Below are 22,966 nucleotides of genomic sequence, written 5' to 3' on the forward strand. Positions count from 1 at the left end.
GCGGGCGCCGCACGAGCAGACAGTATCCCGGACAGCGAGCAGGGCAGATTACGCGCGCGGCGCTCGCTGCGCGTTCTTGGGCCGGAACGCCGCGACGACGTTCGGATCGGTTTCGATATACGGCCCGCCAATCAGGTCGATGCAGTACGGCACCGCCGCGAAGATGCCCGGCACCTTCGTCGCGCCTTGCTCGTCGCGCAGGCCTTCCAGTGTTTCCTTGATCGATTTCGGCTGACCCGGCAAGTTGATGATGAGCGCCGCGTGATCGTCCGCGCCGCTGCCCGTTTCGCGGATCACCGCCACCTGGCGCGAAAGAATCGCCGTGGGCACGAAATTCAGGCTGATCTGGCGCATCTGCTCGCCGAAACCGGGCATTTCTTTCGTGGCAACCGCGAGCGTCGCTTCGGGCGTCACGTCGCGGCGCGCGGGGCCGGTGCCGCCCGTGGTCAGCACGAGGTCGCAGCCGAGGCCGTCCACCAGCGCCGTGAGCGTGGCGGAAATGGTGGCCGCGTCGTCGTGGATCAGGCGCGTTTCGGCGCGCCACGGCGACTTCAGCGCGTGGCCGAGCCACTCCTTCAGCGCCGGAATGCCTTTGTCCTCGTAGACGCCGCTGGTGGCGCGGTCGCTGACCGACACGAGGCCGATCACCAGTTCGTCCGGGTGGCTGCGCTCAGGCTTCGTCATTTTCGCGGTCCTCTTCATCGCTCGCGTGCTCATCGGCATCGTCGGCGCCCTGGGCGCTCACGTCCTTGATCCACTGGAACAGCTCGCGGAAGTACTTCGGCGGGCGTGCCTGCTCCTGCTCGCGCCGCGCGTTGCGAATCAGCGTGCGGCCTTCCTGCGGGTCGGCGGCCGGGTGCTGGCGGATGAATTCGGTGAGGGCGTCGTCGCTGGCGAGCAGCTTCTCGCGCGTGCGCTCGATCCAGTGCAGGCGCGCCGTGGCGGCCTTGTTCACGCCGCGGTGCTCGTCGAGCGCGGTGCGCAGCGCGGCGACTTCGTCCTCGCGCAGGCCGCGCATCATGCGGCCCACGTACTGGAGCTGGCGGCGCTTGCCTTCGTGGTCGGTGATGCGGCGCGCCTCGTGGACGGCGTCGGCGAGGTCTTCCGTCATGGGCATGCGCTTGAGCGCGTCCTTGGGCAGCTCGACGAGCGCCGTGCCCAGCTCCTGGAGCGCGGTCATCTCGCGCTTGAGCTGCGACTTGCTCGGGCGATCGTAGCCGTTGTCGTCGTCGTTGCCCTGTTGGGCGGCAACGTCGTTCATGGGTTGAATGCGGGTTTTGCGTTTCATGACGCGTATTGTAGCGTGCGCGCGCTGTCGGATCGGCGCAGGGTTCGGCGCGCCTCGGGCAGTCGCGGGCCATGCGGCTGCGGTACGCGTTCGCATACCTTGCTATGATCGCGAAACGCGCTTCTTTACAGAGCTTTGGCGAGGCGCATGATCCGCTACCCCTGACACACGACAAGCGGGCCGCTCCGGCCCGAAACCGGACCGTAACGACAATGGCTGCAGACATCGAAGCCCGGCAACGATTTTTCCCGCATACCCAGGACGAGCTGAAAGAGATCGCGTCGGACATTCTCCGTCACGCGAAGGCGCTCGGCGCGAGCGACGCCGCGACGGAAATCTCCGAAGGCGATGGCCTGTCGGTTTCCGTGCGGCGCGGCGAAGTCGAGACCATCGAGCACAACCGCGACAAGTCGGTCGGCGTGACCGTCTACATCGGCAACAAGCGCGGCAATGCGAGCACCTCGGACTTTTCCGCGCAGGCGCTCAAGGACACCGTGGCGGCGGCCTACAACATCGCGCGTTTTACCGCGGACGACGACTGCGCCGGCCTCGCCGAAACCGACCTGCTGGAAACCGCGCCGCGCGACCTCGATCTCTATCACCCGTGGAGCCTCACGGCCGACGAGGCCGTCGAGATCGCGCGCCGCGCCGAAGACGCCGCGTTCGCCACCGACCGCCGCGTGACCAATTCGGAGGGCGCGAGCGTTTCGGCGCAGCATTCGCAGTTCGTGCTCGCCACCTCGGGCGGCTTCATGCATGGCTACCCCTATTCGCGCCATTACATCGCGTGCGCGCCCATCGCGGGCACCGGCCGCAGCATGCAGCGCGACGACTGGTACACCTCGCGGCGCAGCGCGAGCGAGCTGGCCTCGCCGGAGGCGGTCGGCCGCTATGCCGCCGAGCGCGCGCTGTCGCGCCTGCACGCGCGCGGTCTCGACACGCGCAAGGTGCCGGTGCTGTTCGAGGCGCCGATCGCGGCAGGCCTGCTCGGCGCGTTCGTGCAGGCCACCAGCGGCGGCGCGCTCTACCGCAAGACCTCGTTTCTCGTCGACAGCCTCGGCAAGCCGGTGTTCGCGCCGCATATCCAGGTGGTCGAGGACCCGCACGTTGCGCGCGCCGCGGGCAGCGCGCCGTTCGACGAGGAGGGCGTGCGCACGCAACGGCGCGAAGTCGTGAAGGACGGCGTGGTGCAGGGCTACTTCCTGTCGTCGTATTCGGCGCGCAAGCTCGGCATGCAGACGACGGGCAACGCGGGCGGCTCGCACAACCTGCGGCTGGAAAGTTCGCTCACGAACCCCGAGGACGACTTCGAGGAAATGCTCAGGAAGCTCGGCACAGGCCTGCTGCTCACCGAGCTGATGGGGCAGGGCGTGAATTTCGTGACGGGCGACTATTCGCGCGGCGCCTCGGGTTTCTGGGTCGAGAACGGCAAGATCCAGTATCCGGTCGAGGAGATCACGGTGGCCTCGACGATGCAGGAGATGTTCCGCCACATCGTCGCGGTGGGCGCCGATACGCTCGCGCGCGGCACGCGCCAGACCGGCTCCGTGCTGATCGAGCGTATGACGGTGGCGGGGCAGTAAGCGGCTTTTCCGCAGGCTCAATGCACAAACGGCACGCCTTGGCGTGCCGTTTGTGCTTTTACGTGCGTGTTTTCGACGCTCAACACTACGCCCAGTCGCGCCGCTCGTAAGTGACGAACGCGAAATCGAAGTCGTTGGGCGGATTCGCGTGCAGCGTCTCGCGCGCCGTTTCGCGCCAGTGTGCGGGATCGGGCGCCGGGAAGGTGGCATCGCCTTCGAAGTCGGTGGCGATCTCCGTGACGATCAGCTTGTGCGCGAGCGCGATGCCCTCTGCGTAAAGTTGCGCGCCGCCGATCAGGAACGCTTCGGGCGCCTGGTCTTGCGCCGCGAGCGCGAGCGCGGCTTCGAGGCTCGTGACCGTGTCGCAGCCGGGAAAGCGCCTGGCAGCGTCGCGCGTGACGACGATGTTGCGGCGGCCGGGCAGCGCGCGGCCAATCGATTCATGCGTTTTGCGGCCCATCACGATGGGCGCGCCCATGGTGGTGCGCTTGAAGAATGCAAGGTCCTCGGGCAGCCGCCAGGGCAGCTCGTTGTCGCGGCCGATCACGCCGTTGCGGGCGCGAGCGACGATCAGGGTGAGCGTCGTCATCGAGTCAGTCGAAGTGCGTTGGAATGGAAAAGCCAGTTGCACCGATTTTACCCGACGGCCTCATCGCCTCCGTACCCGTAGCGTCATGCCGAAGGCCCGATTGGCCGGTCCGGCTGATTCTCCGCCTCGCCGTCGAAGATCGTTTTCTCGTCGCGCAGGCCGTGCGTGCCCATGAGCCGGTAGAGCGTCACGCGCGAGATGCCGAGGTCGGAGGCCGCTTCGGTCAGGCGATGGCGATGGCGCAGCAGCGCCGCCTCGATCGCGCGCTTTTCCGCAGACTCGCGCGCCTCGGCGAGCGTCACGGTTTGCTGCGCGGTGAACTGATCGAGATCGAGATCTCCGGCCGAGATCAGCTTGCTTTCCGCCATCACGATCGCGCGCCGCACGCGGTTGATAAGCTCGCGCACGTTGCCGGGCCAGTTGTAGTTGTACATCGCCTCGATGGCATCCGGCGTGAAGCCGCGGATCCTGCGGGCGCTGTCCTGCTTGAACTTGTGCAGCACGTGGTGCGCGAGAATTTCGATGTCCTTGCCGCGCGCGCGCAGCGGTGGCTCGTCCACGCGCAGTACGCACAGCCGGTGAAAGAGGTCGGCCCTGAAGCGCGAGTCGCGCATCGCCGCTTCGAGGTCGACGTGGGTGGCCGAAATGATGCGCACGTCCACGGGAATCTGCTCATGGCCGCCCAGGCGCTCGATCTTGCCTTCCTGGAGAAAGCGCAGCAGGCTTGCCTGGCTTTCCATCGGCAGGTCGCCGATTTCGTCGAGAAAGAGCGTGCCGCCGTTGGCCGCCTCCACGCGCCCGATCTTGCGCTGATGCGCGCCCGTGAACGCGCCGCGCTCGTAGCCAAATAGTTCGGATTGCAGAAGATGATGCGGGATCGCGCCGCAATTGATCGGCACGAACGGCGCCTTGCGCCGCGCCGAGCGCTCGTGGATCGCGAGCGCGGTGAGCTCCTTGCCGGTGCCCGATTCGCCCGAGATGAATACCGTTGCGTCGGTGTTCGCCACCTTGCGGATGGTGCGAAAGAGCTGCTGCATCGCTTCGCAGGTGCCCACCATTTCGTCTTCGTCCGCGCTTGCGGCCGACGCCGGCGCATTGTCGAGGTCGCACAGCGTGACCATGCCGAACGCGTGGCTCACGAGGTAGTCGAGCGTCGCCGGCGCGACCGGCAGATGCACGTAGTCGAAGCAGTAGTGGCGGATCAGGCGGCGCACTTCGGGATCGGTGAGACGCTTGGCGTCGGTGAGGGCGATCCAGCCGACCTGTTGCAGCCGCAGCACCGCTTCGAGCGCGGCCAGGTCACGCGCGGTGAAGCTGGTCAGATCGACGATGCCCGCGCAGGTCGGCTCCGTTTTCACGAGCCGCGTGGCTTCGGGCGCGCTTCTCGCCGTCGCGACGTCCCAGCCGCGGCTCTTCAGATACGCGCCGAGTTGCGCGTCCGGCATTCGGGCGACGTACAGCAGCATGCGGTCGATGTCGGCAAGCGGCCCACCATCGGGGCCGGGCGTGCATTCGGGCGTGCGCGCGGCGGCGTCGAGTCCGCGTTGCCCGGTTGCCATCGCGCCGTCGGCCGTTGCCTTCGCTGTGGCCGGATGCGGCGGCGCGCCCGCCATGGGTAGCCGCGGGCCGGCCCCGGCTAGAGGTGTCACGGTAGCGCCCAGAGGGGAAGAATCACGCACGATCGGCCTCGTCTTCATCAGAAGGTGTAGGGGAACCGCAGGCCGACGACGAAGTTCGGCGCATCCGGCGTGAGGCCGACCGACACCACGCCGTTGATCGTCAGGTGCTTGTTGACCACGTGATTCAGGCCGAAGTTGAGCACCGACGCCGTTGTCTCGCTGCCCGGCACGCCGGTCCAGCTGCCGCCGGGCGCCTTGGTCTTCGACTGCGGCTCGATGGCCATCGTGTAGGAGATGCTGGCCGAGTCCTTGTCGGAGAAGGCGAGCGCGACGCCGCCCCCGAACTGGATGATGTCGCCGAGCTTCACCTCGGCCGGCTGCGTTTGCCCGACGACCGACGAGATATCGGAGAACGAGCGCGCGATGTTGTACGTGTACGAGAAGCTGCCGAACAGCACGACCGGGTCGTAGGTCTTCAGCACCGAGACGCCGGCCGTGACGTTCCAGAAGCCGGTGCCCGTAGGCAGCTTGCTGGGCGCGACGAGGTTGGTGTTGTCGGGCGTGAGCTGCACCACCTTGATGCCGAACGGCGAGGTTCCGGTGTCCGTCTTCACGCGCAGGCTGCCGACCACGTCGGGCAGGCTATTGGTCTCCTTCAGGAACTGGTAGTAGATCCCGAAGTTCACGTCGCCGATCGCGTGCGAGCTCACGGACGCATCGGAGAGCGTGTTCGCCGCGCCGCCCGCGCCGCCCACGATGAAGCTGCTATGGCGGTAAATGTACGGGACGTCGACGTCGATGCTCATGCGGTCGGTGATGCCGTACCGCGTGTCGAGATCGGCCATGAGCTGGTGCGACTTCGTCTGGCCCAGATTGATATTGCCGAGGAAGATCGCATCGAGCGCGAGGAAGCCTGAGAGCTGCAACTGGCGCCGGTCGTAATAGGTGTCGCTGATGCCCCAGTCGAGCGTGAGCTTGTGATCGAAGAGCGGGGCGTGTTCGCGCTGCACGACTGCTTGCTCGGCCTCGGTGCGGGTGGGCGCGGCGCTCTTTTGCGTCTGGCCCACGGTCGGGTTCGCGCCCGTGTTGTCCCCCGCATTGACGCCGACCGGCGCGCCTTGCTGTGGCCCGCTCGCGGCGGACGAACCGGTGGCGCCCGTGACCGGGCCGCTGTCGGGCGAGGGCGGGTTCACCGGCACACCGGTGGCGGTGCCGGTGAGGGAGCCTGGGGCGGTGGCGCCGGGCAGCGCTTGCGCGAGCGGCGGCAGCGGAACGGGCAAGCCGTCCGCGCCGGGCTGGTCGGCGACGCTCGCGCTGTCGCCGGCGGCCGGCGCACCCGCGCCCGGCATGCCGCGCCCGCGCTGCGCCATTTCGAGGTTCGTGACCTGGCGCTCGAGAGACTGGATTTGTCGCTGCTGCTCGTCCACCACGCGCATCAGCGTGTTGAGACGTTCTTCGACAGACTGGCTTTGCAGCGCCTGCGCGTGGGCGGTTTGCGCGAGCGCGAAAAGCAGGACTGCTGCTGGAATGGCGGCCAGCGTCAAACGCGGCGCCGCCGTCGGGTACGACGTGCTCATTCTTTTCCCCCCGGATCGAAAGTCGATGCACGACAGAGCACGAAGTTCTGCGTCCGCATCGTCGATACGCTTGCTCGATGTTGCTTCACGCGTTCTGGCGGTTCGCGTGCTGATCTCCTGCCGGTGTCTCCTTGTGGCGGCCGTCGATGGCGGTCGGCGGCATCTTGTTGCTGTAATCAGGCGGCGCTTTTTTAGCGGGTGTTGCGTAGAGCCTGTAATACGCCGGCCTGCCGGATCATTTGCGCGCTCAACTGCTGCGTCTGCAAGCTGAGCTGCAACTGGTTTGCGACTTGCTGGTTGTTGCCCGCGACCTGGAGCAACTGGGCAATGGCGCCCGCCTGCTGCGCGCTGCCGGGCATGATGTTCTGCGTCGCCATGCCGGCGGGCGTTTGCAGCGTGACGTTGATGCCGTTGCCGCCGAATGCGATGCCGGCCTTGATGGTGCCGTTCGCGTTCGAAGCCGCTGCGCTCGTCTGGTTGCCGCCCGCCATGCCGGCGATCTGCAGCGCGTGGCTGTAATCGATGGTCGCGGCGTTGGAGCCGACGTTGTTGTTGCCCGCGACCTGGGTGATCTGCGATACGCCGTTGACCGACACGTTCTGGCCGCCCGAGGCCGAGGCGTTCGGCGTGGCACCGCTATTGCCCGGGTTCGTGCCGCCCGGCATCGGGTCGGTGACGCGTGCGCTGGTTTGCACGCTCGCGCTCAGATGGTTGGCCGTGTTCTGCGAGACGGCGAGCGCGCCTTGTGCGACGGCGCTGGCGCCATTGGGCAACTGCCATTGCGACAGCACGCTGAGCACGAAGCCGGAAATCATGTCGCTGCCGGCGTACTTGCCGGTTTGATGCGCGAGCACCTCGTCGTCGACGAGCTCGCAGCGCACGGGCTGCGCGTCGGGGCCGCCCGCTGAAAGAAATGCAGGCACGGCCGCCTGGGTGGCGGCGAGGCTTTCTGCTGCGCACGCATTGCCCGAACAAGCGCAGGCGAGCGCGCAGACACCTGCCGCGATGCCACACTGTGAGAGGTTGCGTTTCATGGCTATTCAGGACTTCAGAACATCAGGGCCTTGTCGAGGCCGTATTCGAAGAAAGGAGTCGGCGCCGTGCCGTTGAGCAGGGCGTTCTCGCGCAGCTTCAAGGCGATCGACTCGTTGTTCTGCAACAGCGGAGAATCCTCCCGAAACGGTTTGCCGAGCACGGCGAAGACGAGGCCGTTCCACGTCTTCGCGAAGTCATCCTCGGCGACGATGCGGTTGCCGAGCGCGGGGTCCGCAATGAAGATGCGGTTGTTCTCGGCATGCTTGACGATCACGAAGTGCTCGTAGCCCCCGATGTTCATGAGGACGAGCACGGGAATCTGCAGGTGATAGAGCGCGTCGGTATTGACGCGAAAGCCCCGGCCGCGCAGGCCGATCGTTTCGACGAACTTCTTCATGTCGAGCATGGAGAAGCCGTTCTTCACGACCACCTCGGGGGTGGAGAACACCATCATGCGCCGGATCAGTTCCGGTTCGGGAATGTCGATGCCGTAGCCGTACTTGAGCAGCGTCGCGAGCGCGGCCGCGCCGCAGCTGTAGTCGTATTGCTGCGTGACGACGCTGTTGTAGCGAATCTCGCGCATCGAGCGGACCGGCAACTTGATCGGCACGCCGATCAGGTGGGTCGCGTCGATGCTTGTCTGCGCCTGGCAAGGCATCCACGCCGCAGTGGCGGCGAGCGCCAGCGCGACGGCACATGTTTTTGACGCCGGGGACGAAACGGACCCGGACATGGTGGTCTCCTGCATCGGGTTTGCGCGCCAGCCGCTGTGTGACGGCGGCCGGCGCGTCGGGGTACAGCCTGCAACTACCTGGATATCAGGACTGCGTATTGATGCTCGGGCCTTGCCTAGTGGCCGTTGCTCATTGCCGCGATGGCCATGCCGTTGTGCTGCAGGTTGCCGATGCCGCCGGCAATGTTCACGCCGATGTTGCCGCTGGCATTGGCGAGCGTGCCGGCGCCGAGGCTAGCTGTACCCTGGAACTGGCCCGTTGCCGTCATGCCTGCGTTCTGCACGTTGTTGTCGGTCGCGACCATCGCCGTGGTCTGGGCGGAACCGGCGTTCTTGGCCGTCGTTACGGAGCCGGCGAGGCTGTTGTTCTGCGCGTTGCCGATACCCGAAGCGACGTTCACACCGACATTGCCCGAGACGCTGGCGAGCGAGCCGTCACCCACCGAAGCGTTGAGGTTGAAGTTTTTCACATTGGCTGTGCCAGCGGACGCTTGATTATTGAAAATCTGAGCGTTACCGAACACATTGCCCACATCGACCGAAGCGAGCGCGACGTCATTGCTTTGCGCGTTGTTGATGCCTTCGGCGATGTTGACGCCCAGGTTGCCCGTCACGCCGGTTGCAGCGTTGTTGCCCGTGTTGGCGTCGAGCGTGGCGGCCTTGCGGGTATCGATGTGGTTCGTCACCGAGCCGGTCGTCGTGTCGTCGATCGTCTTCATCGTGTCGTTCACGCTGTAGCCTGACGTATGCCTTTCTTCCGTGGCCCTCGCGTAAGCCTGTGCGTGCGAGTTCGAACTGGTGCTCGATTCGCTGAACGTATGGGCGTAGGTGGTCTTGGACTGGCTATTGTGGCCGCCGGAGCCGCTTTCCTTGGTCGTGATCGACGCGTTCAACGAGGCGTCCGCATAGCCGGTCTTAGCGGTGCTCGTGCTCTTGTCGGAGTTCAGATTGTTGTTGACCGACCAGGTTTTCGTGTCCTTCGCCGTGTTGCTGTTGTTATGCGAGCTGGTCTGCATGTGCGAGGTGCTTTCGGAGCCGTTCAGCGTCAGGCTGGCCGAGCCATTCTTCTTGTTGCCCGTATGCGTCCACGCGGCGCTCAGCGACAGGCTGCCCTTGCCGCTCTGCATGTTCGACGAGGTGTTCGTGCCGACGTTGCTGGAGGTGTCGCTGACGCTGGCGCTGCCGGTATCGCTGAACGTGTTGGAGACCTTCGTGTTGCTCGTGGAGCCGCTGTCGGTCTTGACGTGGACGGCCGCGTCGACGCTCGCGCTACGGTTCTTGTCGTAGCTGTAGCTGCTCGACGAGGTCTTCGTGGTCGAGGCATTCACGTCATGCGTCTTCGACGACGCGCTCATCGACTCCGAAGCAGAGCCTTCGGCGAAGTACGAGGTGCGGTAGCTCGAGTTCGTACCCGTGCCGACCTTGCTCCAGTTGGTGTCGTTATAGGTGGTCGTCACATTGCCGAACTGGTAGCTCTGGGCTTGCGGAAGCAGCGTGCCGCCGCCGGTGTTCTGCGTGTTGTTGATGACCGCGCCGGCCGTGCTCGAGACGCTGACGCATCCGAACAGTCCGACAAAGCCTTCGATGCCTACATATTCGGTCACGCCGGTGGCGTTGAACAGGAAAGCGGTCTTGGGGCCTGCGAAAGCGGAACCAGCCGCCGTCGCGAGTACTGCTGCTGCGATGAGGGTGCGCTTCATGTTTCGCTCCGATACTAGTGGTCAGTTAAAAAAGAGTGCCCGCCGGGGGACGGAGCACAAAACTGTTTGCCGTGACGTTACCGGCGCCGGCTGTCTGGTTCACCTGTACGAGGCCCGTTGCATTCCTGAAGGCCGCACCGTCGATGCGTACCTCACGAATGCCGCGTGTCTCGCCTGTCTGGTTGCCCATACCGCCGTTCGTCGCGCTGGCGGCGGACAGTTCGCCGTCCGATACCATCGCGACTCCGAGCACACCAGTGGCGATCTGCGCACTGTTGCGCTGGATGTTGCCCACGCCCGCCGACTGATTCACCATCATGGCGCCGGACGTGTTGGAGAAAGCGCCCGAGCCGATCAGCGCGGTGGCGTTGCCGAGCCGCGCGCGCGTCGAGGCGCCTTGTTCATCGAGATTCACATTGGCGACCGAGCCGCCGCTGGTGATGGTCAGCTGGTTGGCCTGGGCGTTGTCGAGCCCGGCCGCTTCGTTCACGGCGAGCGCGCCGGTGGTCGAGGTCGCCGCGTTCGGCGCGATCACGGCGGTCGCGCCTACGTTGACCTGGGCTTGCGCGGTCGTTGCGAGCGCCGCGAAAGAGGCGGCGAGCGCGACGGCTTCCAATGCTCGCGGAATGTTGCGGGCGGGTGTGCGGCGGCTCATTTCATGCTCCCGATCGCGCCCAGTGCGCTCGTGATCGGCGCGATGGCACCGGTGACCGTGGAGGAGATCGTGCCGCCCAGCCCGCCGACGGCCTGGGCGCTGCCGCCCGCGCCGAGCGCCGAGTTCGAGCCTGCCGGGTTGCCCACGAGAACGCGGGTGATGGCCTGCACGCCCGCGGCTTCGCCGGCTAGCGCGCCGCTCGTGTTCACGCCGGAATTGCCATGCGCGTTGGTGAGGTCGGTATCGTTCACGAGCGTCGCCATGGTCGGGTCGAAGGTGTTCTTCGGGAAGGTGGTGGCACGCACCCGCACGGGGTCCTGGCTCTTCGGCACGGCGGCGAAGGCGCTGCGCGGGGTGATGTCGCGCTCGACGATGATGTCGCCGGGATTGGTTACCTGCTGTGCGCTGACGCCTGCCGCCAGCGCCGCCGTGAACGCGGCGCTCAGGACGGCGGCGAGCCGGGCGGAAGGCCGGCGCACACCTGGCATCTTCAAGCGAACGATCATGTCAGTCTCCGTCACTGTTTTCGGCGCGGCGCGCATTGAACGCCGGCTCCGAACCACGCTGTGCACGGCACGGGGCCGGCTCGGCGATCACCGCGTTGGTTGCCGCGTGCTTTCCTGTTACTTGTCCATTTACTTCCGGGTGTAGCTGGCGAGGTTGCCCTGCGCCGCCTGGCCGGCGTCCACCGGAACCGGCAGCGGAGCGGGCGGGGCGATTTCGTCCCACAGCGTCACGCCATTGCCGCGCATGAGCTGCGGCGTGGCGGCGACCATCACCATGCCCACGGCGCCTCCGTGCTGGCGCGCGAGCGTCTGGTCGTCGATGGCGCCCACGCCCGCGAGCGCCGGATCGTCCCCAGCGGGGCCGGGATCGGCGGCGAGCGTGCGCGTACTCATGTCGGCGCTCAAGTTCTTGCCACTGGCGCCGTAATAGGAGTCAGGGGCCATGCTCATATCGAGCGTTGCGCTCACCATGGCCGCGTCTGTTGCAGGAACGACATTGGAGTTCGCCGCGACCACATTCGCCTTCGCCACATCCGCAGCGGTTTGTGCGCGCGCCGACGGCGCGAAGGCGAAGAGCACGGCGGGAATCAGCACGGCGGCCAGCACGCCGCACGGGCCGGCCACACTGCGCCTGATGTTTGAAGGAATGAGTCGCATGGCGTATCTCCTGGTGCGAGATATTTAGCGAAACGTGTGCCATGCCACGCAATCCGTTGATACGTCGCGGGTTGGAATATTTTCTACGGATTTTGAATAGCGGATTTTCGCAAAAACGTTTCAGTGCTGAAACGTCGGGCTGGTTTAAACGCCCGAAATTCGCTGGAAAGTTTCAAAGAAAACGTTTGCGCGGCTTTTTTTCTACGTGATCCGGGGTGCTCGGAAAACAGTGCGGGAGCAACAGAATGGAAACATCCGCAATTGATTTTCCTCTTACAATTCAGCGACCGCATAATGGAAACCTTTCCATTGCGCCCTTATCAATTCGCGCCGCATATTTTCTATCCAACACCCCGGTGCATATAGTAAGCTTCAGAAAAACAAGTAATACAGATAACAAAGGCCCTGTAAGGGCCAAGTTGACCACACGCCGCAGTTCGGGGATTCACTGTCCGCAAAAGCCCCTATGTTCGCCCGCGTTTAATTGCGCCTGGCGAATGGTTTCTTTTGCGGCGTGTCTGTACATCAGGTGCGTGCCGTCATTTCGCAACGATGTGTTGGCAAGAGGATCTGAATAATGGAATCCGCAACGCGGCAATTGGTTTACGTGACGCGCAATCCGAATGAAGCGCTGAACGAGCGGTTCCACGAGCGCGGCTGGCAGGTGGAAATCGTCGGCAACGCGCGGGACGCGCTGCGCGCGCTGCGCGCAGGTTCGCCCGCGGGCGGGTTGCTCGATCTATCCAGCGAATTCCATCTCCATGAGATCGGTGCCTTCGAGCCGTGCCTGACGTTGCCTAACGTCGGCTGGGTGGCCGCGACCACCACCGGTCAGTTGCAGGACGCCAATTTGCGCCGTCTCGTGCGCGATTACTGTTTCGATTACGTAACGGTGCCGTGGAGCGGCGAGCGCATCGTCGATTCCGTGGGCCATGCCTATGGCATGGTCACGCTTTGCGAGCGTGCCTCGAACGACCATTCGGGTGGCGCGGAAGGCGAAATGGTGGGCTCGTGCGAGGCCATGCTGGCGCTCTTTCGCTCGATCCGCAAGGTCGCGATGACCGACGCGCCGGTGTTCATTTCGGGCGAGTCGGGCACCGGCAAGGAACTCACCGCGGTTGCCATTCACGAACGTTCGTCCCGGCGCAATGCGCCGTTCGTGCCCATCAATTGCGGCGCCATTCCGCCGCATCTGCTGCAGTCGGAGCTATTCGGCTACGAGCGCGGCGCATTCACGGGTGCGAGCCAGCGCAAGACCGGGCGCGTGGAAGCTGCCAACGGCGGCACGCTTTTTCTCGATGAAATCGGCGACCTGCCGATGGAAAGCCAGGCGAGCCTGTTGCGCTTTCTTCAGGAAGGCAAGATCGAGCGGCTGGGCGGCCATCAGTCGATGCCGGTGGATGTGCGCATCATCTCCGCCACGCACGTGGACATGCGCGCGGCGATGGTCGACGGGCGCTTCCGCCAGGATTTGTATCATCGCCTGTGCGTGCTGCAGATCGACGAGCCGCCGCTGCGCGCGCGCGGCAAGGACATCGAACTGCTCGCGCGGCACATGCTCGAGCGCTTCAAGAAAGACGGCGGGCGGCGCCTGCGAGGCTTTTCTCCCGATGCGATTGCGGCGCTGCATAACTACAGCTGGCCGGGCAACGTGCGCGAGCTCATCAACCGCGTGCGGCGCGCGATCGTCATGTCGGAAGGGCGTGCGATCACGGCGCGTGACCTGGAACTCGGCGATTACGTCGAGGTGGTGCCGGTCTCGCTCGCGCAGGCGCGCGAGGCCGCCGAGCGCCAGGCCATCGAACTCGCGTTGCTGCGCCATCGCGGGCGTCTTGGCGACGCCGCGCAGGAACTGGGTATTTCGCGCGTGACGCTGTACCGGCTGTTGTGCGCGCACGGCATGCGGCATATGGAGAGCGATCCGCTCGCGCCGCATTCTGGCGGGCTGATTTCGGGGGGCGGGGCTTGAAGGTGACCGAAGGTGGTGATCTGCAGCAGGCCTCGCTGAGGGGACCATAAAACGGCTGCGCAAAAAGCAGCCGGACAGGCGCTGACGAAGCAGGCGACCAAGAGCCGGATACGGCCATGAGGGTGCTGGACGGTTCAGAAGGGTGCAGGGGTGCAAGACGGGTCCGCGCGGGGGCGCGGGTTCGTGCGGCAGGCGGCTCGCGTGCGTGGGCCGCCTTGTCCGCGTGGCTTGCGCCAGCATGCGTTGATTCGTGCGGCCCGGGTTCGCCGATGACGAAATGGTGGATTGTTTATGCATCATTTGCTAACGAATTTTCCACACCGCTGTCACGCTATTCTGCGTGTCGATTTTTCTCCGTTTGCTTTTGCCACAATAACGTCTTCTGTGCGGCGCATTAATTTTTTATTTCCCGCTTTGAAGAAATAATGCGAATTGCATAAACATGTTATGCCAATACTGCCGTGGTGTCGTTGCGCGCCGTCCCGCTCGTTCCCCGGTTGTTCTGCGCTGCTGAGCCATTGGGCCCGATCTGCCGTTTGCCCGCTTGCTATAGAATCTCGCTTTTGAATCCGCATCGGGTGCGCTCGCGCGCCCGCTCAGGGAAGCGCGCATGAAACAGTATCTCGAGCTCGTCCGCTCGATCCTCGACACCGGCACCTGGCAGGAAAACCGTACCGGCATCCGCACGATCAGCATGCCGGGCGCAATGCTGCGCTTCGACCTGCAACAGGGCTTCCCCGCTGTCACGACGAAAAAGCTGGCGTTCAAGTCCGCGGTGGGCGAGCTGATCGGCTTCTTGCGCGCCTCGCGCAGCGCGGCGGATTTCCGCGCGCTCGGCTGCAAGGTCTGGGACGCCAATGCGAACGAGAACGCGCAGTGGTTGGCCAATCCGTATCGCCGCGGCACCGACGATCTGGGCGACGTCTACGGGGTGCAGTGGCGCCAGTGGCCCGCCTACAAGGTGCTCGACGCCGACGCGAGCGCGCAGCTTGCCGACGCGCAGTCCCGCGGCTTTGCGCGCGTGAGCGAATTCAGCGAGGACGGCCGCCCGAAGGTGCTGCTCTACAAGGCGGTCGACCAACTGCGCCAGTGTCTCGACACGATCATGAACAATCCCGCCGATCGCCGGATTCTGTTTCATGGCTGGAACCCGGCGGTGCTCGACGAGATCGCGCTACCCGCGTGCCATCTGCTCTACCAATTCCTGCCGAACGTCGCGAAGCGCGAGATCTCGCTGTGTCTGTACATCCGCAGCAACGACGTCGGGCTCGGCACGCCGTTCAATCTGACCGAAGGCGCGGTGCTGCTGCATCTCGTCGGCCGCCTGACCGGCTACACGCCGCGCTGGTTCACGTACTTCATCGGCGACGCGCACATCTATGAAAATCAGCTCGGCATGCTCAACGAGCAGTTGCGCCGCGAGCCCTATGAGAGCCCGCGCCTCGAGATCGCCGCACGCGTGCCCGAGTACGCAAAAACCGGCCTCTACGAGCCCGAGTGGCTCGAAAAAGTCGAGCCGTCGGACTTCTCGCTGGCCGGCTACCGGCACCACGATCCGCTTACCGCGCCGATGGCGGTGTAGCGTGCCGCTGTAGTGCCATCGCGCCGCACCATAAACAAAGCCCGCGAACGGTGACGTTCGCGGGCTTTTGCGTTGAATGGTGCGCGCTGTTCGGCGCGCGCCGGGGCGGTGGGTTTAGCCGCGATGGCGATCGTCGTGGCCGCCGCCGGCTTGCGGATGCGGCTGAGGCTGAGGCTGCGGACGGGGCTCGGGACGCGGCTGGGGCTGCGGTTGCGGATGGAACTCGGCGCGCGGTTGCGGCTGCGGTTGCGGATGGAACTCGGCGCGCGGTTGCGGCTGCGGTTGCGGATGGAATTCCGGACGCGGCTGCGGCTGGGGTTGCGGATGGTATTCCGCGCGCGGCTGAGGTTGCAGACGCGGCGCTTCACGCGGCTGTTGCTGCGGTTGCGGATGGAATTCGGCCCGCGGTTGGGGTTGGGGCTGCGGGCGCGGTTGCTCGCGCGGTTGTGGCTGCTGTGGCGGATGAAAATCGGCACGTTGCGCCGGTTGCGCCTGGGGCTGCGGGCGGGCTTGCGCGCCCGGTTGCGGCCCGTGCGGCGCGTCGCCTGCGGAGGGTTGCGGTATGCGAGCAGGCGCGCCGTCACGCGGCTGCTGCATCGATGCGAAAGCTTGCTGGCGGCTCTCCTGACGCGGCGCTGCGCCGCCGCCGGGCTGTCCACGCTGGGCAATCGGCGCGTGCGGCTGCATCCACGACGGCTGATGCGTCTCGCCCGGCGCGCCTGCCATCGCACGGCCATTCATGTTGCCGGCAGCGCCCGGCGTGCCTGGTGCGTGCGGCTGGCCGCCGGGAAGGGCACCCTGCGGCTGCGCACCTTCCGGCCGCCCGGCGAACTGCGGCGGACGCGGCACGCCATGCGCTTCGCTCGGCTGCCCGGCCGGACCATGGCCGTTCGTCATTGCCGGCGCCATGCCAGGCTGGCCGGGTTGCTGCCCGCGCATGGGCATGGACGCGCTCGGGCCATGCGGGCCGCCTTGGGCGAAGGCGCCCGGACGCGGCGTTTGGCCTGGCGTTTGACCTGGCGTTTGGCTTGGCATTTGACCGCGCATTTGAGCCGGCATTTGACCGTGCATCTGATCGGACGCCAGCCCGGGCGTGCCGTTGGTCCGCCCGGGCTGGCCGATGGGTTGACCACCGAGTTGGCCGCCGGGCCGGCCGTTACCTCGGCCCGTTGCGCCGATCACCGGCGAGTGCGGCGGCACGACGCGCACGTTCTGCTGCGGCCATCCTCCGCGCGAAGAGGGCGAGAAGGATGAGAACGGGGCGTGCGCCGGCGCGGAAACGCGCACGACGGGCGCGCCCGCGCCCGGCACGGCGCCGCCGCCGCGGGCGAAGCGCTGCGCGAGGTTGTCATGGAAAGCGGGCGGCGCAACCGGCGCGCGCGTCGCCACCACTTGCCGCTGATTGAGCGACGCTGGCGGGCGGTAATCGGCGCGGCGCATGTTCGGGCCGAAGCTGCCCTTGACCGGCGCGATGCCCGGCGTGCCCGACTGGATGCGCGCGTTCTGCCACTGGCGCGGGTCGACGCGCTGTGCAAAGCGCGAGGTCGGCTGGCCGTGCACGAAGGCCGTCGCGGGCACGGCGGTCACGGCGCCCGGTGCGCGGTAGTTCACGAACGTATTGTTGTGCACATTGACGTTCGTGATATTCGTGATGTTCACGTCGTGTCGGTAGTTATTGACGATGACGGTCTGATTCACGCGGTCGTAGTAACGCGGGCTCCAGTCGCCCCAGTGCGGATGCCACGGTTCGCCCGGCCCGAGCGCGAACCACGCGACGCCCGCCGCCGCCGCGCCGCCAATGGCGAGGTTCACGCCCCAGTCGGGGCCGCCGCCCCCACCGCCCACGAAGGCGACGAGCGCGGGCGCGTAGACTGGCGGCGCGGTCTCGACAATCGGGCCCGGCACCCACGCCCACGAATCGTCGACATAGGCCCAGCGGCCGTAGTGATAAGGCGCGAAGCCCCATGGAGCGTCGTCTACCCACGTCCAGCCCCATGGCGCTTGCCAGACCCAGTGGCCGTCGTGATACGGCGCCCAGCCCGAGGGCACGTCGTTCGGCGTCCAGACTTCGCCGTACTGCGGGCTTTCGCGCCACGAACCATTGGCGTCGAGGTCCTGATAGCCGGGGATGTCGCGCGAGACATAGCGCGCCGAGACCGAGCGGTCCTCTGCGGCGTCGCGCGCGAGCGCCCACTGGTCAAAAGCGTCGGGTGGCGGCGCGGCCTCGCTCGCCACCTGCTGCAGGTCGGTGCCGGCAAAGCGGATCTGCTGGCCCGCCGACATCGGCATCTGGCCGTTCTCGCCGTACACCGTAACATTGCCGCTGCGCACCGTGACGGTCGTGGCGCTGCCATCGGGCGCGACATCTACGCGATAGTCGCCGGGGCTGGTCACGCCGAGCGCGAGATTGGGCGTGTCGATTTCATACGCGCTACCGGGGGGCAACTGCCGCACGCGCGTCGAGAGCGTGCCTTGTGCGACCTTGAGCTGGGCGTTCGAGTCGTCGAGATTGAGCACGTCGACGCTCGTTTGCGGGCCCATGCGCACTGCCGTCGAGCCGATGTGCATCTGCGAGCGCGCATTGGCGTCGTTCCAGATCTGGTCGCCGGTCGTGAGCGGGCGATTCAATTGCGCATAGGACCAGTCGGTCGCGCCGGCCGGTTCGGTGGTCACGTCGCCCGCCATGTAGTCGAGGCGCGCGACGCGTCCGGGCGGGTCGCCTGCGGCGGGCGCGGCCTGCGCCCACGCATTGGCGCCGCTCAGGCTGAGTGCGAATGCGGCGAGCACGGCGCCGGCGATCAGCGTGTGGCAGAGCGGGCGGCCGTGGGTGCGATATGCAGCCGCGTGCGAATTCGGGTCTTCGTGCGTGGTGAGCGATGGGGTGCGCGTTGTCATGTTGGTTCTCCGGCCCCTGGAGCGAGTATCAGGAAGCTATGTGGGGAACTCTATCCGCCGCGCCTGTTTCCATGCGCGCTCAATTGTTAGGGCTTATGCACCAGATGTAACAGAACGTGTGCCTGTCCCCGGAAAGGGCGCTTTTGATGCGCGTTAAGTGGTGTTGTCGGATATTTGTCAGCTTGATGGATGCGCTCACGTTCTCACGAAGGCGTCGAATTCGCGTTGGCCGAGTGGCGTGACGCGCAGCACGCGCGGGCGGCTGGCACGCTCGACCCAGCCATTCGCGGTAAAGCGTTCGAGCAGCGCCGCGCCGAGCGCGCCGCCCAGGTGCGGGCGCCGTTCGCTCCAGTCGAGGCAGGTGCAGGCGAAGCGCCGCCGGCGCGCGTGCAGCGCCTTCACGTCGACGCCCCAGTTCGAAAGCCGCGCGACGCCTTGCTCCGTCACTTCGAGATCGTCGTCGTTGCGCACGAGCCATCCGCCTTCGACGAGCCGGTCGAACACGCGCACCGCGACCTCGCCGGCCATGTGGTCATAGCAGGTGCGCGCGTGACGCATTTCCACGGGCACGGTGCGCGCTGGGCGCGTCATGGGCTGGGCCGGCGCGGCGGCGTGCGCGACGTTCATCAGCGCTTCGATGGCGGCGGCGACTTCCGCGCTGGCGATCCGATAGTAGCGATGCCGCCCGCGCACTTCGGGCTCGAGCAAGCCGCCTTCGGCAAGCCGGGCGAGATGCGCGCTTGCGGCGGACGGCGAGAGGCCCGCGATCATCGTGAGCTCGCCCGCCGGGCGCGCGCTACCGTCCATGAGCGCCCATAGCATGGCGGCGCGGCCGGGGTCGGCGAGCAGTGCCGCGACGCGCGCGAGACCGGGGAAGTGGCGGGTTTCATCGGTGGGGGGAAGAGGCATGATGGCTCCCGTGCGGAACTGGCGGCTCGAACGGCGCAGTTTGCGCTGGCTGTTCGTGCTTACTCATGGGCTTACTCATGGGCTTACTCTAGCGAAATCCGTGATTCGACGTTTCAGGCTGCCATGAAATATGGCGTGCAATTGGGGCGCACGGGCGAGCGACTGAAGCGCGGTGTTGCCGGCTCGCCGGGGGGCGCCGGCTGCTGCGCGCTAGAATGGATTTCTTTCTGGAAGCAAACAGTCAGTCATGAAACGGATTCTTGCCCTTGTAGCGGTTGCACTGCTCTGTACGGCTTGCGCCGGCGGCACCGCGCCGTCGAGCAGCGCGAGCGGCATCACGATGTACGGCACGATCGATCAGGGCATCACCATTCACAACTAACCGGCCGGAAGAGGCGAGTTGGGCGCGGCCAGGCATGGCAGAAATTGACGCAAGATCGACATGTCTGCCAATCGCGCGCGTGCGATGATGGCCGTTTCGCTTCTTCATCGCCCTTTGTTTTTCCATGCCTATGTTCGCGTCTTCTTGCGTGCGCCATGTGGTTTTCGCGGTTGGATCTCGTGCTGCTCGACGCCTGCGGGCCGATCGAGGCTTTCTGGCGGGCCGAACTGGCGATGCGCGCCGCTGCAGCGCCTGCTCGTGCCGCGCCGGCTGATTCCACGCATGCCGCCGATCCCTGCGCCTGGCGCGTCACACTCGCCTCCATGGCGGGCGGCGTGCTGCCCACGTTCGCGGGCATGCCGGTCGTCACCGAGCGGCTCGACGCGCTCGACACCGCCACCATCGATACGCTGATCGTTCCGGGCGTCCCCATTGACGATTCGACCGTGCTGCAGCCCGAACTCGTCGCATGGATCGCCGCCGCCGCGCCGCATGCGCGGCGTGTCGCCTCGGTTTGCACCGGCGCGTTCTATCTTGCCGCCGCGGGCCTGCTCGATGGTCGCCGCGCCACTACGCACTGGCGCAACGCGGCGCAGCTTGCGCGCCGTTTCCCGCGTGTGAAGGTCGACCCCGAGCCGATCTTCGTGCGCGACGAGCGCGACGGCCGCGTGGTCTGGACCTCGGCGGGCGTGACGGCCGGCATCGATCTCGCGCTCGCGCTGATCGAGGAAGACTGCGGTCACGCGGTCGCCATGCATGCCGCGCGGCGGCTCGTGGTGTTCATGAAGCGCCCGGGCGGCCAGGCGCAGTTCAGCGAGGCGCTGGAGGCGCAAAGCGCGGCGGGCGGCGCGTTCGACGCGCTGCATGGCTGGATGGCCGCGAACCTGCACAGGGAGTTGAGCGTCGAGCGTCTCGCCGAAGCGGCGCGCATGAGTCCGCGCACCTTCGCGCGGCGCTATGTCGAGTCGGTGGGGCGCACGCCTGCGCGCACGGTTTCGGCCATGCGCGTGGAGGCCGCCGCGCACGCGCTCGCGCAGTCGCGACTTCCGGTCAAGCGCATTGCCGCGGATTGCGGCTTCGGCACCGAGCAGAACCTGCGGCGCGCGTTCGAGCGTCGCTATGGCGTGCTGCCGCTCGACTACCGGGCGCGGTTTTCGTCGGCCTGAGCGCCGGGCGCCGGCGGATGACGCACCGGCGGACGACCGGATGAAGGAATGACCGTATGACAGAATGACATGCGGCGCTCGTATAATCGGCGCAACCCTATAACGACGCCTTGTCAGCAAGGCGCAATCCTCACGAGCGGAGCCCCCATGAGTACGCCTTCCCAGCCGCTGGACCGTTCGGAAACGACGTTCCGCTTTCTTGCCGAGCCGACCTCGGTGAACTTCGGCGGCAAAGTCCACGGCGGCGCCCTGATGAAGTGGATCGACGAAACCGCCTATGCATGCGCTGCCGTCTGGTCGGGCCGCTACTGCGTGACGGTGAGCGTCGGCAACATCCGCTTTCGCCGGCCGATTCTGGTCGGCAACATGGTCGAGTTGCGCGCGCGCGTGGTGGCCACGGGCCGCACCTCGATGCACATCCACATCACCGTGCACGCGGGCGACCCGAAGAGCGGCCAGCTGCGCCTCACGACCGATTGTCTGATCGTGTTCGTGGCCGTCGACGAAAACGGCAACCCGATTCCCGTGCCGACCTTCGTGCCGGAAACGGAGGAGCAAAAACGTCTCGCGAAATATGCGCTCGACGTGAAGGACGCGCTCGACGCGATCGTCGACCTGAAACCCGAGGAAGTGGCGAAAGGCCGGGTCTGATCGGCCGGGCTCATGGCTTGAGCGTGCCCACCATGTCGGCGGGCTTGACCCACGCGTCGAACTGCTCGCTGCTCACGTGGCCGAGCGCGAGCGCGGCAGCCTTGAGCGTCGTGCCTTCCTTGTGCGCCTTCTTGGCGATCTGCGCGGCCTTGTCGTAGCCGATGTGCGGATTGAGCGCCGTCACCAGCATCAGCGACTCGTTGAGCAGAGTGTCGATGCGCGCGCGGTTGGGCTCGATGCCCACCGCGCAATGATCGTTGAAGGAGAGCGCACCGTCCGCGAGTAGCCGGATCGACTGCAGCACGTTGTGCGCGATCATCGGGCGAAACACGTTCAGCTCGAAGTTGCCGCTCGCGCCGCCCACATTCACGGCCACGTCGTTGCCGAACACCTGGCAGCACAGCATCGTCAATGCTTCGGATTGCGTAGGATTTACCTTGCCCGGCATTATCGAGCTGCCCGGCTCGTTTTCGGGGATCGAGAGTTCGCCGAGTCCGCAGCGCGGGCCGCTCGCGAGCCAGCGGATGTCGTTGGCGATTTTCATGAGGCTCGCCGCTACGGTCTTGAGCGCACCGTGCGCGAACACGAGCGCGTCGGCGGCGGCCATCACCTCGAACTTGTTGGGCGCGGTCACAAACGGCACGCCCGTGAGCTTCGCGATGGTCTCGGCCACTTTCTGCGCGAATTGCGGATGCGCGTTCAAACCCGTGCCCACGGCGGTGCCGCCTTGCGCGAGCTCGTACAGATGGGGCAGCGTCGACTCCACGTGCCGGATGCCCTGGTCGAGTTGCGCGACGTAGCTCGAGAACTCCTGGCCGAGCGTGAGCGGCGTGGCGTCCTGCAGATGCGTGCGGCCGATCTTGACGATGTCGGCGAACTGTTTCGACTTCGCCTGTAGCGTGTCGCGCAGCGTCTTCAGCGCGGGCAGCAGATGCTTGACGATGCCGTACGCGGCGGCCACGTGCATCGCGGTGGGGAATACGTCGTTCGACGACTGGCCGCGATTGACGTCGTCGTTCGGATGCACCTTGCGCGCCTCGCCGCGCTCGCCGCCGAGAATCTCGCTCGCGCGGTTCGCAATCACCTCGTTGAGGTTCATGTTGGTTTGCGTGCCGGAGCCGGTTTGCCAGACCGCGAGCGGGAATTCGCCGGGGTGCTTGCCTTCGATGATCTCGTCGGCGGCCGCGATGATCGCGCGCGCCTTCGTCTCGTCGAGCATGCCGAGCGACAGATTCACTTCGGCGGCGGCGCGCTTGATCGTGGCGAGCGCGGTGATGAGTTCGGGCGACTGCTTCTCGCTCGAGATGCGGAAGTTCTGCAAGGAGCGCTGCGTCTGCGCGCCCCAGAGCTGCGCGGCGGGCACGGCGATCTCGCCGAACGTGTCGCGCTCCATTCTGACGTTCCCGGTACTCGCGGTCATGGTGACACTCCAAGGTGAATGTGGCGCGCGGGAAGCCAGAACGGGGCTCG

The 22,966-nt window shown here is 66.3% G+C and carries 20 protein-coding genes; 6 read left to right on the forward strand and 14 right to left on the reverse strand.

Annotation, left to right across the window (positions count from 1 at the left end; all coding sequences use genetic code 11):
- Nucleotides 1-48: 48 nt before the first annotated feature.
- Together mog and yjgA are read right to left on the reverse strand one after the other, a co-directional pair.
- Complete coding sequence (gene mog / locus PWP93_RS02910) at nt 49-684, reverse strand: molybdopterin adenylyltransferase (protein WP_421024423.1); 636 nt, start codon at nt 682-684, stop codon at nt 49-51.
- Entirely contained in the window at nt 671-1,288 is a 618-nt protein-coding gene (yjgA, locus tag PWP93_RS02915; protein ID WP_421024422.1) for a ribosome biogenesis factor YjgA, read from the reverse strand. The genes mog and yjgA overlap by 14 nt, the downstream gene beginning before the upstream one ends.
- A gap of 212 nt (nt 1,289-1,500) precedes the next feature.
- Here yjgA and pmbA point away from each other — a divergent pair, with 212 nt between their 5' ends.
- Nucleotides 1,501-2,871 (forward strand): metalloprotease PmbA, encoded by a 1,371-nt coding sequence (gene pmbA / locus PWP93_RS02920; protein ID WP_421043398.1) that lies wholly within the window; start codon nt 1,501-1,503, stop codon nt 2,869-2,871.
- Between the two features lie 85 nt (nt 2,872-2,956).
- Here the strand turns inward: pmbA and PWP93_RS02925 are convergent, their stop codons facing one another.
- From PWP93_RS02925 to PWP93_RS02965, 9 genes are all read right to left on the reverse strand, one after another.
- Nucleotides 2,957-3,460 (reverse strand): dihydrofolate reductase, encoded by a 504-nt coding sequence (locus PWP93_RS02925; RefSeq protein ID WP_421043399.1) that lies wholly within the window; start codon nt 3,458-3,460, stop codon nt 2,957-2,959.
- 83 nt (nt 3,461-3,543) lie between these two features.
- The gene (locus PWP93_RS02930) at nt 3,544-5,073 is read right to left on the reverse strand and encodes a sigma 54-interacting transcriptional regulator (protein ID WP_421044992.1); all 1,530 of its coding nucleotides are present in this window, start codon (nt 5,071-5,073) and stop codon (nt 3,544-3,546) included.
- An 83-nt stretch (nt 5,074-5,156) separates the two neighbouring features.
- Nucleotides 5,157-6,656 carry a hypothetical protein gene (locus PWP93_RS02935; RefSeq protein WP_421043400.1) on the reverse strand — a complete coding sequence of 500 codons (1,500 nt, stop codon included), beginning with the start codon at nt 6,654-6,656 and terminating at the stop codon, nt 5,157-5,159.
- A gap of 191 nt (nt 6,657-6,847) precedes the next feature.
- Complete coding sequence (locus tag PWP93_RS02940) at nt 6,848-7,690, reverse strand: peptidase C39 (protein WP_421043401.1); 843 nt, start codon at nt 7,688-7,690, stop codon at nt 6,848-6,850.
- Nucleotides 7,691-7,704: 14 nt separating this feature from the next.
- Nucleotides 7,705-8,424, reverse strand: a complete 720-nt coding sequence (locus PWP93_RS02945) for a C39 family peptidase (RefSeq protein ID WP_421043402.1) — start codon at nt 8,422-8,424, stop codon at nt 7,705-7,707.
- A 116-nt stretch (nt 8,425-8,540) separates the two neighbouring features.
- Nucleotides 8,541-10,124, reverse strand: coding sequence for a cell wall anchor protein (locus PWP93_RS02950; protein WP_421043403.1), 1,584 nt, complete (start codon nt 10,122-10,124; stop codon nt 8,541-8,543).
- 25 nt (nt 10,125-10,149) lie between these two features.
- Nucleotides 10,150-10,779 carry a hypothetical protein gene (locus PWP93_RS02955; protein ID WP_421043404.1) on the reverse strand — a complete coding sequence of 210 codons (630 nt, stop codon included), beginning with the start codon at nt 10,777-10,779 and terminating at the stop codon, nt 10,150-10,152.
- Nucleotides 10,776-11,285 carry a hypothetical protein gene (locus PWP93_RS02960; protein WP_421043405.1) on the reverse strand — a complete coding sequence of 170 codons (510 nt, stop codon included), beginning with the start codon at nt 11,283-11,285 and terminating at the stop codon, nt 10,776-10,778. The genes PWP93_RS02955 and PWP93_RS02960 overlap by 4 nt, the downstream gene beginning before the upstream one ends.
- 129 nt (nt 11,286-11,414) lie before the next feature.
- Complete coding sequence (locus PWP93_RS02965; RefSeq protein WP_421043406.1) at nt 11,415-11,942, reverse strand: hypothetical protein; 528 nt, start codon at nt 11,940-11,942, stop codon at nt 11,415-11,417.
- A gap of 577 nt (nt 11,943-12,519) precedes the next feature.
- Here PWP93_RS02965 and PWP93_RS02970 point away from each other — a divergent pair.
- Complete coding sequence (locus tag PWP93_RS02970; RefSeq protein WP_421043407.1) at nt 12,520-13,911, forward strand: sigma 54-interacting transcriptional regulator; 1,392 nt, start codon at nt 12,520-12,522, stop codon at nt 13,909-13,911.
- A gap of 610 nt (nt 13,912-14,521) precedes the next feature.
- Complete coding sequence (locus PWP93_RS02975) at nt 14,522-15,493, forward strand: thymidylate synthase (RefSeq protein ID WP_421024410.1); 972 nt, start codon at nt 14,522-14,524, stop codon at nt 15,491-15,493.
- 114 nt (nt 15,494-15,607) lie between these two features.
- On the opposite strand, the gene PWP93_RS02980 is transcribed toward PWP93_RS02975, so the two are convergent.
- Nucleotides 15,608-18,388, reverse strand: coding sequence for a DUF6600 domain-containing protein (locus PWP93_RS02980; RefSeq protein ID WP_421043408.1), 2,781 nt, complete (start codon nt 18,386-18,388; stop codon nt 15,608-15,610).
- A 195-nt stretch (nt 18,389-18,583) separates the two neighbouring features.
- Nucleotides 18,584-19,297 carry an ArsR/SmtB family transcription factor gene (locus PWP93_RS02985; protein WP_421043409.1) on the reverse strand — a complete coding sequence of 238 codons (714 nt, stop codon included), beginning with the start codon at nt 19,295-19,297 and terminating at the stop codon, nt 18,584-18,586.
- 247 nt (nt 19,298-19,544) lie between these two features.
- On the opposite strand from PWP93_RS02985, the gene PWP93_RS02990 reads away from it, so the two are divergent.
- The 3 genes from PWP93_RS02990 (at nt 19,545) to PWP93_RS03000 (ending at nt 21,496) form a co-directional block, all read left to right on the forward strand.
- Nucleotides 19,545-19,679, forward strand: a complete 135-nt coding sequence (locus tag PWP93_RS02990) for a hypothetical protein (RefSeq protein ID WP_421043410.1) — start codon at nt 19,545-19,547, stop codon at nt 19,677-19,679.
- 155 nt (nt 19,680-19,834) lie between these two features.
- Nucleotides 19,835-20,845, forward strand: a complete 1,011-nt coding sequence (locus PWP93_RS02995) for a GlxA family transcriptional regulator (RefSeq protein WP_421043411.1) — start codon at nt 19,835-19,837, stop codon at nt 20,843-20,845.
- Nucleotides 20,846-20,992: 147 nt separating this feature from the next.
- Nucleotides 20,993-21,496, forward strand: coding sequence for an acyl-CoA thioesterase (locus PWP93_RS03000; protein ID WP_421024405.1), 504 nt, complete (start codon nt 20,993-20,995; stop codon nt 21,494-21,496).
- Nucleotides 21,497-21,506: 10 nt separating this feature from the next.
- Here PWP93_RS03000 and fumC read toward each other — a convergent pair whose 3' ends face one another.
- Entirely contained in the window at nt 21,507-22,916 is a 1,410-nt protein-coding gene (gene fumC, locus PWP93_RS03005; protein WP_421043412.1) for a class II fumarate hydratase, read from the reverse strand.
- Between the last annotated feature and the right edge of the window lie 50 nt (nt 22,917-22,966).

The organism is Paraburkholderia sp. A1RI-2L (assembly GCF_048957375.1).
Classification (GTDB): Bacteria; Pseudomonadota; Gammaproteobacteria; order Burkholderiales; family Burkholderiaceae; genus Paraburkholderia.

Excerpts from the sequence above, each read along its gene's own strand:
- PWP93_RS02935 (WP_421043400.1), bottom strand. The coding sequence starts at position 6,656 with ATGAGCACGTCGTACCCGACGGCGGCGCCGCGTTTGACGCTGGCCGCC.
- PWP93_RS02970 (WP_421043407.1), top strand. The coding sequence starts at position 12,520 with ATGGAATCCGCAACGCGGCAATTGGTTTACGTGACGCGCAATCCGAAT.
- yjgA (WP_421024422.1), bottom strand. The coding sequence starts at position 1,288 with ATGAAACGCAAAACCCGCATTCAACCCATGAACGACGTTGCCGCCCAA.
- mog (WP_421024423.1), bottom strand. The coding sequence starts at position 684 with ATGACGAAGCCTGAGCGCAGCCACCCGGACGAACTGGTGATCGGCCTC.
- PWP93_RS02980 (WP_421043408.1), bottom strand. The coding sequence starts at position 18,388 with ATGACAACGCGCACCCCATCGCTCACCACGCACGAAGACCCGAATTCG.
- PWP93_RS02985 (WP_421043409.1), bottom strand. The coding sequence starts at position 19,297 with ATGCCTCTTCCCCCCACCGATGAAACCCGCCACTTCCCCGGTCTCGCG.
- PWP93_RS02995 (WP_421043411.1), top strand. The coding sequence starts at position 19,835 with ATGTGGTTTTCGCGGTTGGATCTCGTGCTGCTCGACGCCTGCGGGCCG.
- PWP93_RS02950 (WP_421043403.1), bottom strand. The coding sequence starts at position 10,124 with ATGAAGCGCACCCTCATCGCAGCAGCAGTACTCGCGACGGCGGCTGGT.
- pmbA (WP_421043398.1), top strand. The coding sequence starts at position 1,501 with ATGGCTGCAGACATCGAAGCCCGGCAACGATTTTTCCCGCATACCCAG.
- PWP93_RS02940 (WP_421043401.1), bottom strand. The coding sequence starts at position 7,690 with ATGAAACGCAACCTCTCACAGTGTGGCATCGCGGCAGGTGTCTGCGCG.
- PWP93_RS02925 (WP_421043399.1), bottom strand. The coding sequence starts at position 3,460 with ATGACGACGCTCACCCTGATCGTCGCTCGCGCCCGCAACGGCGTGATC.
- PWP93_RS02955 (WP_421043404.1), bottom strand. The coding sequence starts at position 10,779 with ATGAGCCGCCGCACACCCGCCCGCAACATTCCGCGAGCATTGGAAGCC.
- PWP93_RS02960 (WP_421043405.1), bottom strand. The coding sequence starts at position 11,285 with ATGATCGTTCGCTTGAAGATGCCAGGTGTGCGCCGGCCTTCCGCCCGG.
- PWP93_RS02945 (WP_421043402.1), bottom strand. The coding sequence starts at position 8,424 with ATGTCCGGGTCCGTTTCGTCCCCGGCGTCAAAAACATGTGCCGTCGCG.
- PWP93_RS02990 (WP_421043410.1), top strand. The coding sequence starts at position 19,545 with ATGAAACGGATTCTTGCCCTTGTAGCGGTTGCACTGCTCTGTACGGCT.
- PWP93_RS02930 (WP_421044992.1), bottom strand. The coding sequence starts at position 5,073 with ATGGCGGGCGCGCCGCCGCATCCGGCCACAGCGAAGGCAACGGCCGAC.
- fumC (WP_421043412.1), bottom strand. The coding sequence starts at position 22,916 with ATGACCGCGAGTACCGGGAACGTCAGAATGGAGCGCGACACGTTCGGC.
- PWP93_RS02975 (WP_421024410.1), top strand. The coding sequence starts at position 14,522 with ATGAAACAGTATCTCGAGCTCGTCCGCTCGATCCTCGACACCGGCACC.
- PWP93_RS03000 (WP_421024405.1), top strand. The coding sequence starts at position 20,993 with ATGAGTACGCCTTCCCAGCCGCTGGACCGTTCGGAAACGACGTTCCGC.
- PWP93_RS02965 (WP_421043406.1), bottom strand. The coding sequence starts at position 11,942 with ATGCGACTCATTCCTTCAAACATCAGGCGCAGTGTGGCCGGCCCGTGC.